We start from the raw sequence: 16,393 nt of genomic DNA on the forward strand, positions 1-16,393 counted from the left end.
TTGTACAGGCTGTCACCAAGTTCAGGAGTAGACGTGCGGCGCCAGCGTCGCCACACACCGCAGGTTCCGGTACTTCTCCGCGTAGTCGAGGCCGTAGCCGACGACGAACTCGTCCGGGAGCTCCAGCCCGACGTACTTCACCGGGACCTGCATCTTGGCCGCGCCCGGCTTCACGAACGCCGTGCACAGCTCCAGCGAGGCCGGCTTGCGCGACTCCAGGTTGCTGACCAGCCAGCTCAGCGTCAGGCCGGTGTCGATGATGTCCTCGACGATCAGCACGTGCCGGTTGGTGATGTCGGTGTCCAGGTCCTTCTGGATCCGGACCACACCGGACGACTTGGTGCCCGACCCGTACGACGAGATCGCCATCCAGTCCATCTCCACGTGCCGCGTGAAGGAGCGGGCCAGGTCGGCCATCACCATCACCGCACCGCGCAGAACGCCTACCAGCAGCAGGTCCTTGCCCTCGTAGTCCGCCTCGATCCGACCGGCCAGTTCCCGCAGCTTCGCCAGGATCTGGTCCTCGGTGTAATGGATCTGGGTCAGGTCCTTCTCGATGTCCGCCGCATCCACGGGGATCAGCCTGTCACATCAGGACCGAAGATTATGAATCCGCCTCGACGGATGGCGCGGATGCCTTGGGGCAGGTCGATCCAGCGCTGGCCGCGCCAGTCGGTGATGAGCGCGTCGACGGCTGCGACGTGGCCGGCGTTCAGGTCCGTGGCTCGGGAGCCGGCCTCCAGGGCAGCCTGACGCAGGACACGCGTGCGGAGTGCTGCGGGCTCGTCGGCGACCATTCCGACGTCACACAGCACCTCTCCGTCAGTACGGCGTACTGCCGTCTCCGCGAGGTCTGCCGCCAGCATGTCGAGGGCGTCGGCGTCCGCCCGGAGCAGTCCGGCCGTCCGGGCGAGCGCCTCGACCACGCCGGGCCCCAGTGCCTCTTCGAGCACCGGAAGCACCTCGTGGCGGACCCGGACGCGCGTGTACGTCGGATCGTCGTTGTGCGGGTCATGCCAGGGCCGCAGGCCGGCCGCGATACAGGCAGCGGCCGTGGTGGCGCGTGGAACCTCCAGGAACGGCCGCCGGAGCAGTCCGGCGACTGCGGCCATCCCAGCGAGCGATCTGGCCCCAGAACCGCGCCCCAGCCCCAGTAAGACAGTCTCAGCCTGGTCGTCCCGCGTATGCGCCAGCAGTACGACGTCCGCCGCGAACTCGTCAGCAGCCGCCCGCAGAGCGTCGTACCGGGCTGTTCGGGCCGCACCCTCCGGTCCGCCCTCGCGGCCGACCTCTACCGCGCGGACCTGGACCGGATCGAGCCCCACCCCGCGACACTGCTCCGCAGCGATCTCCGCAGTCCGTGCGGAGTCCGGCTGCAGACCGTGGTCGACGACGACGGCACCTGCCCGCAGCCCTAGCTTCGGCGCCTCAAACGCAGTTGCCGCAGCCAGCGCGAGTGAATCGGTCCCACCGGAGCAGGCGACCAGTGCGGTCGTTCCGGCAGGCAGGTCGGACAGGGCGGACCGCACCGCCTCACGGGTACGGGCGATCGCAGGATGCAGCCGGCCGCGACGCTCAGCGACCAGCTCCTCGGCAGTGCTGCCGCCGGCCTCAGCCGTGGAGTCGACTGACCCAGGCATCGGGGTTCGCGATCTCGTTCTTGGTGGGCAGCGTGTTCGGCCCGGTCCAGACCCGGTTGAACCCGTCCATGCCGACCTGCTCCACCACGCGCCGTACGAACGCGGCGCCGTCCTTGTACTGCTTCAGCTTCGCGTCCAGCCCGAGCAGCTTCTTCAGCAGCTGGTCCACCGGGTTCCCGCCCTGGCGCCGGGAGGTGAACTTCGACCGGATGGCGTCCACCGTCGGAATCACCGACGGCCCGACCCCGTCCATCACGAAGTCCGCATGGCCCTCCAGCAACGACATGACTGCGGTCAGCCGGTCCAGCACAGCACGCTGCTCCGGCGACTGCATCAGGTCGACCAGGCTCAGGTCGGCCTCACCGCGCACCGACCGCCCGAGCCTCTGCACGGCCTCCCGGAACATCGCCGCGTACGCCGATGCGTCCAGCTCTGCCTGGTCGAGGAACAGCCCGATCTCGGAGCGCAGGTGATCCCGCAGCCACGGAACCGCGGTGAACTGCACCCGGTGCGTCTCCTCGTGCAGGCACACCCACAACCGGAAGTCCCGCGGTACGACGCCCAGCTCGGTCTCGACCTGCATCACGTTCGGAGCCACCAGCAGCAACCGGCCGGTGAGGTCAGGACGAGCCGGGTCTGGCTCCGACGGGTAGAACGGGTCGAACTGACCGAGCACGCGAGACGACAGGAACGCCAGCAGCGCACCGGCCTCGATCGCGGTCACCCGGGAGCCGACTGCAGATGACAGCCCACCGGTCCGCTCGGCCTTCTCGCGCAGCTTGTCCGCCAGCGGCTGCATCACGGTCCGGAAGCCGTCCGCGTTCGCCTGGACCCAGCCGGGCCGGTCCACGATCACCACTGGCGCAGTGGCCGATGTGGCCTGCAGTCCGGTGAAGTCGCGCACGTGGTGCTCGGAGTCCGCCGCGAACTGGCGCAGCTCGGCGACCACCTGGTCCGCCTCGGCCCGGCTGACCACCGGGCCCGGGCGCAGCAGCTTGCGCGCCACACCGGTCGCCAGCTGCCAATCGACCATCTCAGCCGCAGTATCGCCGTCCGCCGTACTCATAAGTCGACCCTAGTCCCAGGAGCAAGCCTCAGCACCCGCAGTTGGCCAGTGCAGCGGCTGCTCTGTCCAGTGCGGCCCGAGCGTCGAGTGTCTTGGGCACAGGAACGCTGTCGCTCGCCACAGCGAAGGCCAGCAGCGTGCCGCTCCGCGTCCGGACCATTCCGGCCAGGCTGTGCACCCCAGTCAGCGTGCCGGTCTTCGCCCGGACCAGTCCGGTCCCAGGGCCTGCACTGCCGGAGCCGAAGCGGTCTTCAAGCGAACCGCTGAAGCCTGCGATCGGCAGCCCGGTCAGAAGGTGCCGCAGCTCCGGGTGGTCCTTAGAAGCAGCCACCCGGACCGCACCGGCCAGCAGATCGAGCGGGACCTTGTTCGACCGGGCCAGACCACTACCGTCGTAGATCTGTGCCTTGCCAACGTTCAGTCCGAGCTTGGTGAGCGTCTCCTCGAGCCCAGTGACACCACCGGTGTACGAGCCACCGTTCTTCGTCGCCAGCCCGACCTGACGCAGCAGCACCTCGGCTCCGTCGTTGTCGCTGTGCAGGTTCACGTACTCGACGATCTGACCGACCGTCGGCGACGCCACCTTCGCCAGCGCCGCGGCGCCGGCCGGTGCGATCTTCGGCTTCGCAGCACCCGCGACCTTGACCCCATTGGCGACCAGCAGCTTGCTGAAGGCGACCGCTGCGGCCTGCGAGGGCGAGTCCGCCCGCTTGGACATCCCCTTCGAGAGGCGCCCCTGGTCCACCCACAGCGCCGACGTCCGCGCGGCAATACCTTCGGGCAGGTAGTTCGGCTCCCACTTCGCGTTCCCGGCCGGACCGGTGAACAGGGAAGCGTCGTACCCGAGGGTGACGCTGGTAACACCCTGCGCCTTCAGAGCCTTCGCCGTACTCGCAGCCAGCGCCGCCAGCGTGGCGCGGGTCGGGTAGTCCTGCGCCGACGGCTTGGCGGTCAGCAGCGGGTCACCGCCACCGACGAGCACGATCGACCCCTTGCCGGCGCTCACCACCTTCGTAGTGAACCGGTGCTCCGGGCCGAGCGCAGCCAGCGCCGACACCGTGGTCAGCAGCTTCAGAGTCGACGCAGGCGTGTACGGCGTCGCCGTACCGGTCGAGAAGACCACCTTGCCGCGGTCGACGTCGTACACGTAGACACCCCGGTGCTTGCCCAGCGACGGGTCCGCGAGGACTCCGGCCAGCGCCTTCTGCACACCCGCAGTAGTCGGCGCCGCACCCTCCGGCGCCGCCGGAGCGAGCACTGCGGGAGCAGATACCGGTACGGCGCTCGCGCCGCCCGCCAGCCCGAGACACAGGGTCGAGGCGAGCAGCGTGACGAACGCCGCACGAGGAGGACGGGCCACCGGGCTGCTCCTGTCATTTGGTCGGTCCGAACCGTGACAGTATCTGCCGTATGGAGTTCGACGTCTTCATCGAGATCCCCAAGGGCACCCGCAACAAGTACGAGCTGGACCACAAGACGAACCGGCTGCGGCTCGACCGCACCCTGTTCACGGCCACTCAGTACCCGTCCGACTACGGCTTCATCGAGGAGACGCTGGGTCAGGACGGCGATCCCCTGGATGCGCTGGTGCTGCTCTCCGAGCCGACCTTCCCCGGTTGCCTGATCAAGGCGCGGGCGATCGGCATGTTCCGGATGACCGACGAGAAGGGCCCGGACGACAAGGTCCTCTGCGTCCCCGCCGGTGACCCGCGCCAGGAGCACCTGCGCGACATCCACCACGTGCCGGAGTTCGACCGCCTCGAGATCCAGCACTTCTTCGAGGTCTACAAGGACCTCGAGCCAGGCAAGTCCGTCGAGGGCGCAACCTGGGTCGGTCGCGCCGACGCCGAGGCCGAGATCAAGGCCTCCTTCGAGCGCCTGAAGGCCGAAGGCCACTAACCGCTACACCTGACCGCCGGCCCGCCACCACGGTGCCGGCGGTTCGTCATTCCCCGCTGACCGACGGCTTAAGGTTGAGGCGTGGAGCTGCGGCAGATGCGGTACTTCGTTGCTGTTGCGGAGGAGCTGCACTTCGGGCGGGCCGCCGAGCGGCTGTACATCTCCACGCCGACGCTGAGCCAGCAGATCAAACAGCTCGAGCGCGAAGTCGGTACGACGTTGCTGATCCGGCACAGCCGGGGTGTCGAGCTGAACCCGGCGGGCCAGGTCTTCCTGGCTCGTGCGCGGGAGACGCTCCAGGCGGCCGGGCTGGCGGTGAAGGACACGCGCCGGGCCGCTGGGCTGGACGAACCGGTACTGCGGCTCGGACTGCTGAACGGCGTACCTGGATGGTTGCCGGCGGCCCTCGAACAGCTTGCGGCCGAGCGGTTCCCGGAGAGCACGGTCACGCTGGAGGCAGGCACCACCACTGAGCAGGTCCGCATGCTCGCAGCGGGTGAGATCGATCTCGGACTGGTTCGGATGCCACTGACGTTGCCACCAGCAACGACTTCGGAGTGGCTGGCAGAGGAGGAGATCGGCGTACTGATGGTCGCCGCCCATCCCCTAGCGAGCACCACCGAACTGACGGCCGACGACCTGGCCGGACTGGAGCTGATCTGGATCCCGCGCGCGACGGCGCCCGAGTTCCACGACGACTCGTTGCAGCGACTGGGCGGCGACCTGCGCTTGAGCGATATCACGATGAGCCATTCACAGCTCCGCTCGGCATTGCTGGTACGGCGATCCGCGATCAGCCTCGGCTCCCGGCGCGCGGCGACCGCTGATGTCGTGTGGCGCCCATTGCAGGGCCGCCCGCTGGTCACCCGGTACGCCGCGATCTGGCGCACCGACTCGGACAACCCGGTGCTGCAGGCAATGACCGTTAGCCCGGGGCTAACGCCCGTGAGGCAACAAGTCATGGAGGACTGACGACCGTCCTGGTTGGCTCGAGGACATGCGCAAAGAACATGTAGTCATCGTCGGCGGGAGCTCCGGCATGGGCCGCGCGCTCGCGGCCGAACTCGTTGCCCAGGGCAGCGAAGTGACCGTGGCCGGGCGTTCCGTCGAACGGCTCGCCGCGGTCCGGCGCGAACTCGGCGTACAGACCGTCGCGATGGATCTTCTGGTCGAGGAGGACATCGCGAGACTCTTCGCGACGACCGGCCGGATCGACCACGTCGTCAGCACGGCCGCCGATATCCGCGGCGCCTACCAGCCGATCAGGGCGTACGACGTGAACTCGGCCCGCCCGGCGATCGGCTCCAAGTTGTTGGGCCCGCTACTGCTCGCCAAGCATGCCGCGCCAGCACTCGAACCTGGCGGGTCGATCGTGTTCACCTCGGGGATCGCGGCGTACCGGCCGGGACCGGGTGCATCGTTGCTAGCGGCACTCAACGGAGCGCTCGCCTCGCTGGCCGCGGCACTGGCGGTCGAGCTTGCGCCGTTGCGGGTCAACGTGGTGTCGCCGGGCTGGGTGGACACCCCGATCTGGCAGGACGTCGCGGGCGACGCCGCCCCAGCTACTCTGGCCGCGATGGCGGCCCGCCTGCCGGCCGGGCGCATCGGTCGCACCCAGGACATCGCGGACGCGATCATCGCCCTGCTACGCAATGGATTCATCACTGGCACCGTCCTGCACGCCGACGGCGGACACCGGCTGGTCTAGGTTTGCGAGCGCTCCCGGCAGTCCTCGGTTGCCGGGAGCAATGACTTACGGGCGCCCGAAGAAGTCCGGGGGCTCCCAGTAGTAGACGCTCTGGATCTGGACCGGCTTGCCGGACCGCGGCGCGTGGATCATCCGGCCGCCGCCGAGGTACATCGCGACGTGGTGGATGGTCCCGGGGTCATTGGGATCGATCGACCAGAAGATCAGGTCGCCCGGCCGCAGTTCGTCCTCGTCGATGTGCCTGGTCTGCTCGTACTGCGCCACGCTGTAGTGCGGCAGCTGGATACCGGCCCGCTTCCAGGCGCCCATCATCAGGCCCGAGCAGTCCCAGCGGGACGGACCGACGCCGCCCCACAGGTACATGTCGCCGAGCTGGGACAGCGCGAAGTTGATCGCAGCGCTCGCCCCGCGGCCCGATCCGCCGTTCCCGCCGTTGCCGGGGCGTTCCCGCGGCGGCTTCTTCTTGCCCGGATTCTTCTTGCCCTGCTCACGTTCGCGAGCCTCCTCGGCCTGCTCCCGCGCCCGTTCCCGCGCGCGCTCGGCGGCCTCGCGGGCTTCGATCTTGCGCCGCAACTCGGCGGCCTTCTTGGCAGCAAGTGCGGCGGCGCGCTGTCGCGCAAGCTCCTCGAGCCCCCGCTGCCGCTGTGCGGCGACCTTGACGGACGTGTTCTGCAGGACGGCCAGCTGAGCGATCGACTGCTGCCGCTGGACACCCATCGCGGTCACCGCGGCCGACTGCGCAGCCTCGGCGGCCTCGGCCGCCTTCTTCGCCTTGGCAGCCGCTTCGGTTGCGTGCTTCACCTTGGTGACGGCCTGGTCGGCCTGCACCTTGAACAGGTTGGTGACCACCTGGTTCGCCGTGTACCGCAGGTACGAACCCTGCATCGCGCTCGACACCGTGTGCGCCGTACCGGCCGAGTCGAGCAGCTGCTGCGGCCCTTCCGCGGTGAACAGCGGCGCCAGCTTCGCGATGTCGCCACCGCCCTGGTACGACGCGATCGCGAAGCGGCCGATCTGCTGCCGCTGAGCGTTCAGGGTCTTCTCGGCCTTGGCCGCCCGGTCGGCAGCCGTGGCCGCTTCCTTCTTGGCCTGCTCCAGCCGGTAGACCGCGCCGTTGTAGGCCTCGTCGGCGATCCCGGACTGGATCCCGAGCTGCTCGAGCCGGGCCTCGGCCGCGGCCAGCTGCTGCTCGATCGCCTTGACCTGCCCGGCCTTGTCGGCGGCCGCCTGCTTGGCCCGCTCGACGGCGGCCTGCGACGGGATCACCGGCGGCTTAGGCTTGGCCTGCGCCGCGACCGGAACCACCATCATCGAGCCGGCCAGACAGACCGCCAGCACACCGGAAAGCATCAACTTTCCGGTCTTCCCAGTGCTGCGCATCTGGTCGTTCCTTCCACCCGGTCACGGTGCCCTTCCCTGGCCCCATGAGCGCTTTTGGTCCTCCTGGACCACATACGTGACACTAGTTGCCTGTGGCCCCATTGGGAACAGTTTTCACACAAGTATCTTTGTTTCACCTGCGTGTCGACTTGACAAACTACAAGCTTGTAATTCACAAGAAGGCACCCACCCGACCGAAGTCAGGTGGGCGCCTAGCGCTGAATGGACGGTTCAGCGAAGGGTGAACGAGGCAACGACCGGTAGGTGGTCGGAGGCCAAGCTCACGGGGACTTCAGCTTTCAGTGGGACCAGCTGCGGACTGTGCAGCAGGTAGTCGATCCGGGCGGTCGGGCTACTCGCCTCGATCGTGTAGCCGGGACCGACGCCGACCTCGACCCAGGTGTCAGCCAGTACGTCGGTCATCAACTTCATCTCCGGCGTATCCGGCCGCGCGTTCAGGTCACCGACCAGCATCGTCGCCTGCTCCGACGTGCCGAGCAGCTCGACCACCTTCTGCGCCTGCTCCAGCCGCTCCGCGTTGTTGTTGTGGGTCAGGTGCGTGTTGGCGAACCGCAGCTCCGCTCCCCGGACCTTCACCGTCGCGACCGCGAGTCCGCGCTGCTCACCGGCCGGATACCGCGGCAGGAGCGTGTTGGTGAAGTCCTTGATCGGGTACTTCGACAGGATCGCCGTACCGTACTGGCGGCGCGGCTCCCCCGGGTTCAGCGGCGGCAGATCGAGGTTCGCGGCGTACGCGTAGTGCATCTTCAGCCGCTTGGCGAACCAGGCCGGCTGATCGACCCACTTGCTCCGCTCACTCCAGTGCCGATCGACCTCCTGCAGGCCGACGATATCGGCGCCGTTCTGCTCGATCAGAGCCGCGATCCGCTCCAGATCGAGTACGGCGTCAACCCCTGCGCCATGGTGAATGTTGTACGTCATCACGGTCAGGTCCCGGCCCGGCCGACCGCCATCGGGCTGGGCCGCGGCCATCGCGGGAATCGCCATCATCAACGCGACCAGTCCCACCAACGCGCGCTTCATCGGCCGACCACCAGACGCGCGACCGCACCCTTGGCACCCGACGCCCAGCAACCTGCCTGGGTCCCGTGACCACCGCACTCGACGCTGTCGAAGTTGCCGTCGGAGAACTGTGTCCAGCTCCGGCCACCGTCGCGGCTGACGTCACTGCCGGACGGGCCGACCGCGATCACCGTGGTCAGCGACCGGCTGACCGACGGTGGCAGGAACGTCGATCCGCTCCGATACCCCTTCGGCGCCTTGTCGGCCGGGACCAGCTTCCAGGTGCGACCACCGTCGTACGTGACCGACGCGGCCTTGACGGCCTCCGTCGGCTTCAGGAAGTCGCCGCCGACCGCGACCCCGAACAGCGGGCCACGGAACGCGAGACTGAAGATGCCGGCCGCCTCGCCACTAGCCATCGGCGAGTCGGCGACAGTCCAGTTCCGGCCGCCGTCGAACGTGCGGAAGACCCGCGGCCGGTCACCGCCGCCAGTCGCGAACCACGCCGTACGGCCGGGTCCTGCTACTAAGCACGTCCCGCTCGCGGCGAACGCGAACTCACCAGGCAGCGCCGCTGGCATCCCGGCGTTCGGCTGCACCTTCCACGACTTGCCGCCGTCGCTCGTCGCAGCGATCCGGAACTTGCCGTCCACCGGGTCACTCAGCGCGAGCCCATGACTCTTGTCGTTGAAGGCGATGCAGTCATAGAACGCCTTCTCGTCGGTATTGCGGAAAGTCTCGGTCCAGTTCTTGCCGCCGTTCTCAGTCCGGTAGACCCGCGAGTCCGTCCCCGGCCCGATCGACAAAATCACCGCTCGATGGGCGTCGAACGCCTGCACATCACGGAACTGAACAGTCTCGGCACCGGCCGGGCTGACGTTCTGCCAGTGCTTACCCCCGTCCACGGTCCGCAGGACCTGCCCCGCGGACCCGCCAATCCATGCGACGTCCTTACTAACCGCCGACAACCCGCGGAATTGCGCCGTACTCCCGGTCGGCGTCACATCCCACCGGTACGACGGTCCGCCGGTCGCCTGGGCGGCTGGTACCAACTGAGAGAGCACGAGCAAACCTCCTGCCGCAACTGCGGCCACACGCAGGAATCTCATGGGCCGCAGACTAGGTCATGTCCGGTGATTTCGCGCCGTAGCGAGCATGTGCTCGGTGCGGTAGCTCGGTGTGCTGGAGGGGAGGCCTCGATGTTTTCCCATCGTGGCCTTTCCTCCAGTGCGGCGAGGTGCCGTGCCGAGTGCAGCGCAGTAGGCGAGAAATTGCCGGACATGGCCTCGGGCGAGGATCAGGCCGCCGTCAGCTTGAAAGACTGAGTCGTGCCGCCGTTGCAGGTGGACTGGACCAACTGGGTCTGGTCGGCGGTCGAGCCGCCGGGCACGGTCAGGCACTTGCTGGTGTGCCGTACGACGAAGTGGAAGTAGCCCTCGCCTTCGGAGACTGCCTGCCACTGCTGGTTGGTACCACCGCCGTACGTCCACAGATGCAGACCCGCGTTGTCCTCGAGCGACACCCCACTCACGTCGATCACCTTGGTCGCGTCGTTGCGGTTGTTCACTCGGGTGAAACCGTCGGTGGTCGGCTGGAACTGGAAGTTCTGGGCCGTGGTCGCGTTGCAGCTGTACTGCTGGACGACCGTGCCGTTGGCGGTGCCTGCTGCGCGAGCGTCGACGCACTTACCGTTGGCCTTGTTCGCGACCGAGTACCACGTACCAGGCGCCGGCTGGTCGACCGGAGGCGTCGTACCGCCGCCGCCGAGCCACTTCAGCGAGTCCATCATGAACTGGTTCTGGGCCGCGCTGTCGAACGTCGACGAGGTCCGGGTGTTGGTCTGGTAGTTCATCGCGTTGTGGCCCCAGTTCGCGTAGATGACCTTGAAGTTCTTGTTGGTCCACGCGATCGGGTAGTAGCCCGACGTCCAGATGTTGCCGTTCTGGGTGCCGACCGGGAAGCTCGACGGATCGATCGAAGCGAGGACCTGAATGTTCGGGTTCTGCCGCAGGTCGTTCTGCCAGCTGTACCACTCACTGACCGACGACCGGAGCGTCGCGCCTGTGTTCACCAGTGACGGGTGCGAACGGTTCTCGGTCCGCAGTGTGACCGCGGACGGCAGCCAGGTGTTCGAGTTGAACCGGCCGGTGCCGAGGAGCGTGTTGTTGAACCACGGCCAGCCCTGGCTGGAGTCGTTGTAATTGCTCACATGGAAGCCGAAGAAACCGCCGCCGTTCTCCATGTAGCGCTGGAACCCCGTCATCTGCGACGAGGCCCACGGCCGGTTGTCCAGGAACATCACGACCTGGTACTGCGAGGCCTGCAGGTTGTTCAGCCGGTTCCAGTCGTTGGTCGCGGTGTAGGTGAAGCCGTTCTGCGCGCCGAACTGCGGGAACCGCTGATTGGCCTCTTTCACCCAGTCGTTGTGCGCCGCGTCCTGGGTGTTGCCGTCGTAGAAGGCGAGCACGTTGAAGGTCGCTTGAACTTGAGCGGCCGCGGAAGTCGTCAGCCCGGCCACCATCAGGAGCAGGGCGAGGACGAGCGCGGGCAGGCGGAAGCGAGCGGAAGGCATGGGGCGGTCCTTTCCGGAGGGCGATCCCGGAAAGGGCATTCCGAGACGTCGGGACTTAAATTAACTCCCGACGAAAGTCCTGTCCAGAGCTCATCGACTGACTTCCCAAAACCCCGAGCAGCCGCAGCTTTTCGGCACTCTCGCTGCCGGGTTCGGCGGTGAAGACCACCAGGATCTGCTGCTGGTCGGCGTTGTTGATCACCTCGCAGTACAGCTCCAGCTCACCGACCACCGGATGCCGGAACTGCTTGGTCCGGCTGTGCGCCGGCACCACCTCGTGCCGGTCCCAGATCTCGGCGAACTCCGGGCTCTCCTTCTGCAACGTGCTCACGATCGAGGCGGCGTACGACTTGGGTCCGTCGGCGGTCGCGGTGATCCGGAGCAGCGAGACCAGCAGTCGGCTATGCCGGGACAACTCCGGCTCCTGGTAGAGCGCGCGGCGCTCCGGGTGCACGAACCAGCGGTACGCCTCGCTGCGCTCCATGCCCTCGAAGTTCGTCTGCTCACCGGCGAACGCCACATGGGCCGGCGTCTGCGCGACCGTCTCACCGCAGCGGTTCAGCAACAGCGCCGGAGTGTCCTGCAGGCGGTCCATGATCCGCAGCATCCCGGGATCGACATGACACGCGCGTGTCGTCCGCGGCGGCACACCGTGCCCGGCGAGCACGAACAGGTGATCCCGCTCCGCCAGCGTCATCCGCAACGCCCGCGCGATCGCGCCGAGCATCTCCACCGACGGCTGCGGCCCTCGGCCACCTTCCAGCCGGCTGTAGTAGTCGGTCGACATCGACGCCAGTACGGCGACCTCCTCCCGCCGCAATCCCGGCGTACGGCGTCGTCGGCCGCGAGGCATCCCGACATCCTCGGGCTGCAGGGCTTCGCGGCGTTTGCGGAGGAAATCGGACAGATCGGCGTACTCCATAACTTCAGTGTCCCCGTCCGGCCGGAGTTATCCACTGCCTGCCGAGCAGTGGTTACACCGAGCCTGGTTGCCGACGGCATCGGCTTCCAGGCTGGAGTCATGAAAACCACAGGCAACACGATCTTCATGACCGGCGGTACGTCGGGTATCGGCCTCGAGCTCGCCCGCCGCTTCCGCGACCTCGGCAACACCGTCATCATCAGCGGCCGCCGCAAGGACCTCCTCGACCAGATCGCTCTTGAGGACGCCATCGAAGGCGTCGTCCTCGACGTCGCCGACCCGGCCTCGATCGCCGCCGCCTACGCCGACGTCACAGCCCGCCATCCGGTGAACGTCCTGATCACCATGGCCGGCATCATGCAGCCCGAAAACCTCCAGGACCCGGCTCACCTGGCCACCGCTGAGGCCACGATCGACATCAACCTGCTCGGCACGATCCGGTCCATCACGACCTTCCTGCCCCACCTCCAGCAGCAGCCCGACCCGGTCATCATGACGGTCTCGTCGGGCCTGGCCTTCGTCCCACTGGCCCTCACCCCGACCTACAACGCCACCAAGGCCGCAATCCACAGCTACACCCAAAGCCTCCGCCTCCAACTGGCCGGCACCAACCTCCAGGTCATCGAACTGGTCCCGCCCGCCGTCCAAACCAACCTCCTCGGCGGCGCCGCCCCCGACCCCACCTGGATGCCCCTAGACGACTTCACCAACGAGTCCATCACCCTCCTCCAGCAACACCCCAACGCCGACGAGATCCTCGTAAACCGAGTCCACTTCCTCCGAGCCGCCGAACGCGAATCCCGCCACGAAGCCGCCGTAACCGCCCTAAACTCCGCCCACTGACGGAGGGGGCGGACCGCCAACACTGACCAACTGTGCGCGGACTACTGGGTTCACGCTCAACGCGAGTAGCCAGAACTGACCAGGAGAGGGTTGGTCAGTGGCGCAGGTCCGCCCACCCGCCCAGCACCTGCCCTTCGCGGCGCACCCCGGCGCGCTCGACCGCCCAGCGCGGCCCTCTCCGCAAGCGCCTGCTCGATCCGCCGAACTTTAGTCGCTCGGCCTAGCGCCAGCCCGGCTGCTCAACCCTTGCCAATGCGGCACCCCGTCCCCCCGCCGCGCAACGTCCGAAGAACCCGCCGACGCGGTCTCCGAACCAGCTCCCAGCTAACGTCCGAAAGACCGGAGGGCCCGCCTCCGGCTGTTCGGACGTTAGGGAACCTGCAGCGAGCGGGTCGCTGAATCCTCTTCCCCAACCGGTTTGGGGAGGATCCGCGACGGATTCGGGGGGCCGAGCCTCCCCAGATCCCCACACGACCGGTGCCAGCTCTCCCCGAACCGGTTTGGGGAGGAAAGTGGTCCGGTCAGGGCGAACATGCACCCCGACCGCCCGGGGATCCGAGATCGTCGGGGCGGGAGTCACCTTGAGCACCCATCAACCATCTGACACCCCGCCGAACGGTTGAACCGTGCTCAACGTCGCCCCGCCGGCTCACCTTGAGCACGCATCAACCACATCCGGGCCGCGCACATGCCTGAACCGTGCTCAACGTCGTACGGGCTCGTGTGGAGGGCGACCAGCACCTGTCCTTCGCTGCGGCCATCTACTCCGCGAGCGCCTGCTCGATTCGCTCGACCTTGGCCGTCAACTGCCCCGTATAGCCAGGCCGAATATCCGCCTTCAACACCAGGCTCACCCGAGGCGAAACCGCAGCCACCACCTCAACAGCCTCCTTCACCACCGCCATCACCTCATCCCACTCCCCCTCGATGTTGGTGAACATGGCATTGGTCTCATTGGGAAGACCGGAGGCGCGAACAACGCGAACAGCCGCAGCCACCGCCTCACTCACGCCCCCGGTCTCATCACCCGCAAGCGGACTAATACTGAACGCAACGATCATGCATCCTGTTTACCAGTTGCTTCTTCTTCTGCTCGGCGTTCGGCGCCGGTGGTGGTGAGGAGGGGCTTTTCTTTGATGAAGATGACTGCGATCAGGGCCAGGACGGCGAAGGGGACCGACATCATGAAGAGGTCGGCGGTGGCGTCGCCGTAGGCGTTCTCTACTACTGTGCGGACGGCGGGTGGGAGTTCGGCGACGTTCGGTACGACGTCGCTCGCGCCACTGGCCGTGCCGCCGGGGTTGAGGCGGTCGAGGATCTGGTTGGCGAGGATGGCGCCGAGGACGCTGACGCCGATCGTGCCGCCCATGCTGCGGAAGAAGCTGACCGCGGAGGTGGCTGCACCGAGCTGGCTGGCCGGTACGTCGTTCTGCGCGGCGAGGACGAGGTTCTGCATGACGAGGCCGATGCCGATACCGAGGACGAGCATGAAGGCCCACAGCAGGTACTTCGAGGTGTGCGCGTCGATGGTGCCGAACAGGGCCAGGCCGATCGGGAGCAGCACGCTGCCGAGGACCAGGTAGACCTTCCACTTGCCGGTCTTCGTGATCAGGCCACCGGCGACCGTGGAGGCGCCCATCATGCCGATGATCATCGGCAGGCTCATCAGGCCGGCCTTGGTCGGTGAGTAGCCCTGCGCGGTCTGGAAGTACTGCGCGAGGAATACCGAGCCACCGAACATCGCCACGCCGACGAGCGCGCTGGCGACGATGGACAGCGTGACCGTGCGGTTGCGGAACAGGTCCAGCGGAATGATCGGCTCCGGGTGCCGGCGCTCGACGAGCACCGCGGCAACCAATGCGACCAGCGCCGCGCCGACCATCAGGAAGCTCCAGCCGGAGACCCAGTCGAACTTCTTGTCGGCGAAGGTGACCCAGATCAGCAGGGTGCTCACGCCGGCGGTGATGAAGAACGCGCCCCACCAGTCGATCTTCGCTTCCCGGCGTACGGTCGGCAGGTTCAGGGTGCGCTGCAGCAGGATGATCGCGGCGATCACGAACGGCACACCGATCAGGAAGCAGGCCCGCCAGCCCAGCGGCGAGTCGACCAGGAATCCACCGAGCAGCGGCCCACCAACGGTGGCGGACGCGAACACGGCACCGAAGACACCGGAGTACCGGCCGAGCTCACGCGGCGGGATGATCGCTGCCATCACGATCTGCACCAGCGCGGTCAGACCGCCGCCGCCCAGCCCTTGCAGGACCCGGCTGCCCAGCAGCACCTCGATGTTCGGCGCGAAGCCGGCGACCAGCGACCCGACCACGAAGAAGCCGAGCGAGAGCTGGACGAGCAGTTTGTTGTTGTAGAGGTCGGCGAGCTTGCCCCACAACGGCACGGTGGCCGTCATCGCGAGCAGCTCCACCGTCACGACCCAGGTGTAGGACGATTGGCTCGCCTCCAGGTCGCTGATGATCCGCGGCAGCGCGGTCGACACCACGGTGCCGGCCAGGATCGCCACGAACAGCCCCATCATCAGACCGGACATGGCCTGCACGGTCTGCCGCGGCGTCAGCGTCGCGACAGAACCGGCCCCCTCGGCCGAGGTCGTCGTCATGAAGAACCTTTCTGGTAGTCAGGGTCGAGGCCCTGAGCAAGTAGTTGGAACGCTGCGTCGACAAGGTCGGCGGGTGCGGAGTCCGGACCGTCTTTGTGGAGCTCGACGGCGACCCGGCACGCGGTCCCGGCCGCGCTGACGATGAGCCGCGCCCGGAGCGGGTCGCCGATCCGCTCGGTCAGCGCCGCGGACAGCTGCCGCTCGTCGTCCATGCTCGACAGCATCAGGTGGTAGAGCAGGCTGGGCGACCCCATGATCAGCTCACCGCGCCGGCTCAGCTCACCTTCGGCCATCAGGTCGTGCAGTACGTCGCGCACGATCAGCCACATCGTGGTCAACGGCGACTGCTCGGCCGGTGCCGTCGCGATCCGCTCCAGCGCGCTCTCCAGATGCGCGGGATTGCGCCCGAGGATCGCGTACTCCTTGTGCGGGAAGTAGTTGAAGAACGTCCGCACCGACACATCGGCCGCTTCGGCGATCTCCTCGGCCGTGACGCTGTCCGGCCCCTTCTCCAACGCCAGCCGCAGGGCCGCATCGGTCAACGCCGCCCTGGTCTGGAGCTTCTTCCGCTCCCGCAACCCACCCTCACCCTGACTCACCGCACCAGCGTAGGCAGATTCTTGCAGTCACTGCAAACTATTAGCCGTGCACTTTTGCACCCCTGCACAAACGGGCACCCCAGCGCGACATGCCGGAGCCGCTGCGAAGATGTAGTTGCTCAACTAC

Annotated in this window: 16 protein-coding genes; 4 read left to right on the plus strand and 12 right to left on the minus strand. The window is 67.4% G+C overall.

Going from position 1 to position 16,393, the window contains the following annotated elements; genetic code table 11:
- Positions 1-21 precede the first annotated feature (21 nt).
- Genes hpt through dacB form a run of 4 tightly spaced genes read right to left on the minus strand, consistent with a single transcriptional unit; the run spans position 22 to position 4,066 of the window.
- On the minus strand, positions 22-573 hold the full coding sequence (gene hpt / locus E1261_RS03640) for a hypoxanthine phosphoribosyltransferase (protein WP_132401765.1): 552 nt from the start codon (positions 571-573) through the stop codon (positions 22-24).
- A 5-nt stretch (positions 574-578) separates the two neighbouring features.
- On the minus strand, positions 579-1,640 hold the full coding sequence (tilS, locus tag E1261_RS03645) for a tRNA lysidine(34) synthetase TilS (RefSeq protein ID WP_132401768.1): 1,062 nt from the start codon (positions 1,638-1,640) through the stop codon (positions 579-581).
- Positions 1,612-2,706: a zinc-dependent metalloprotease gene (locus E1261_RS03650; RefSeq protein WP_132401771.1), complete on the minus strand. Its 1,095-nt coding sequence runs from the start codon at positions 2,704-2,706 to the stop codon at positions 1,612-1,614. Before E1261_RS03650 ends, tilS begins: the two co-directional genes overlap by 29 nt.
- Positions 2,707-2,734: 28 nt before the next feature.
- A complete protein-coding gene (gene dacB, locus E1261_RS03655; protein ID WP_132401774.1) occupies positions 2,735-4,066 on the minus strand; it encodes a D-alanyl-D-alanine carboxypeptidase/D-alanyl-D-alanine endopeptidase in 1,332 nt (443 codons plus the stop codon).
- Positions 4,067-4,116: 50 nt separating this feature from the next.
- Here dacB and E1261_RS03660 point away from each other — a divergent pair, with 50 nt between their 5' ends.
- The 3 genes from E1261_RS03660 (at position 4,117) to E1261_RS03670 (ending at position 6,313) form a co-directional block, all read left to right on the plus strand.
- Complete coding sequence (locus tag E1261_RS03660; protein WP_132401777.1) at positions 4,117-4,605, plus strand: inorganic diphosphatase; 489 nt, start codon at positions 4,117-4,119, stop codon at positions 4,603-4,605.
- Between the two features lie 81 nt (positions 4,606-4,686).
- Entirely contained in the window at positions 4,687-5,577 is an 891-nt protein-coding gene (locus E1261_RS03665; protein WP_132401780.1) for a LysR family transcriptional regulator, read from the plus strand.
- A 25-nt stretch (positions 5,578-5,602) separates the two neighbouring features.
- Entirely contained in the window at positions 5,603-6,313 is a 711-nt protein-coding gene (locus tag E1261_RS03670; RefSeq protein WP_132401783.1) for an SDR family oxidoreductase, read from the plus strand.
- A 45-nt stretch (positions 6,314-6,358) separates the two neighbouring features.
- Here E1261_RS03670 and E1261_RS03675 read toward each other — a convergent pair whose 3' ends face one another.
- The 5 genes from E1261_RS03675 to E1261_RS03695 all read right to left on the minus strand — a co-directional run bounded on the left by E1261_RS03675 (position 6,359) and on the right by E1261_RS03695 (position 12,210).
- Positions 6,359-7,693 carry a C40 family peptidase gene (locus E1261_RS03675; RefSeq protein ID WP_132401786.1) on the minus strand — a complete coding sequence of 445 codons (1,335 nt, stop codon included), beginning with the start codon at positions 7,691-7,693 and terminating at the stop codon, positions 6,359-6,361.
- Between the two features lie 231 nt (positions 7,694-7,924).
- Positions 7,925-8,737: an endonuclease/exonuclease/phosphatase family protein gene (locus E1261_RS03680; RefSeq protein ID WP_132401789.1), complete on the minus strand. Its 813-nt coding sequence runs from the start codon at positions 8,735-8,737 to the stop codon at positions 7,925-7,927.
- Positions 8,734-9,825 (minus strand): WD40/YVTN/BNR-like repeat-containing protein, encoded by a 1,092-nt coding sequence (locus E1261_RS03685; protein ID WP_132401792.1) that lies wholly within the window; start codon positions 9,823-9,825, stop codon positions 8,734-8,736. The genes E1261_RS03680 and E1261_RS03685 overlap by 4 nt, the downstream gene beginning before the upstream one ends.
- A gap of 188 nt (positions 9,826-10,013) precedes the next feature.
- On the minus strand, positions 10,014-11,288 hold the full coding sequence (locus E1261_RS03690) for a ThuA domain-containing protein (RefSeq protein ID WP_165952347.1): 1,275 nt from the start codon (positions 11,286-11,288) through the stop codon (positions 10,014-10,016).
- A gap of 55 nt (positions 11,289-11,343) precedes the next feature.
- Positions 11,344-12,210, minus strand: coding sequence for a helix-turn-helix transcriptional regulator (locus E1261_RS03695; protein WP_132401795.1), 867 nt, complete (start codon positions 12,208-12,210; stop codon positions 11,344-11,346).
- A 99-nt stretch (positions 12,211-12,309) separates the two neighbouring features.
- Between E1261_RS03695 and E1261_RS03700 the strand changes: the two genes are divergently transcribed.
- Positions 12,310-13,053, plus strand: a complete 744-nt coding sequence (locus tag E1261_RS03700; protein ID WP_132401798.1) for an SDR family oxidoreductase — start codon at positions 12,310-12,312, stop codon at positions 13,051-13,053.
- Positions 13,054-13,814: 761 nt separating this feature from the next.
- On the opposite strand, the gene E1261_RS03705 is transcribed toward E1261_RS03700, so the two are convergent.
- Genes E1261_RS03705 through E1261_RS03715 form a run of 3 tightly spaced genes read right to left on the minus strand, consistent with a single transcriptional unit; the run spans position 13,815 to position 16,266 of the window.
- A complete protein-coding gene (locus E1261_RS03705) occupies positions 13,815-14,114 on the minus strand; it encodes a thiamine-binding protein (RefSeq protein WP_132401801.1) in 300 nt (99 codons plus the stop codon).
- Positions 14,111-15,667 (minus strand): MDR family MFS transporter, encoded by a 1,557-nt coding sequence (locus E1261_RS03710; protein WP_132401804.1) that lies wholly within the window; start codon positions 15,665-15,667, stop codon positions 14,111-14,113. The genes E1261_RS03705 and E1261_RS03710 overlap by 4 nt, the downstream gene beginning before the upstream one ends.
- A complete protein-coding gene (locus E1261_RS03715; protein WP_202874280.1) occupies positions 15,664-16,266 on the minus strand; it encodes a TetR family transcriptional regulator in 603 nt (200 codons plus the stop codon). The genes E1261_RS03710 and E1261_RS03715 overlap by 4 nt, the downstream gene beginning before the upstream one ends.
- Positions 16,267-16,393: the final 127 nt, after the last annotated feature.

The organism is Kribbella albertanoniae (genome assembly GCF_004348455.1).
Classification (GTDB): domain Bacteria; phylum Actinomycetota; class Actinomycetes; order Propionibacteriales; family Kribbellaceae; genus Kribbella; species Kribbella albertanoniae.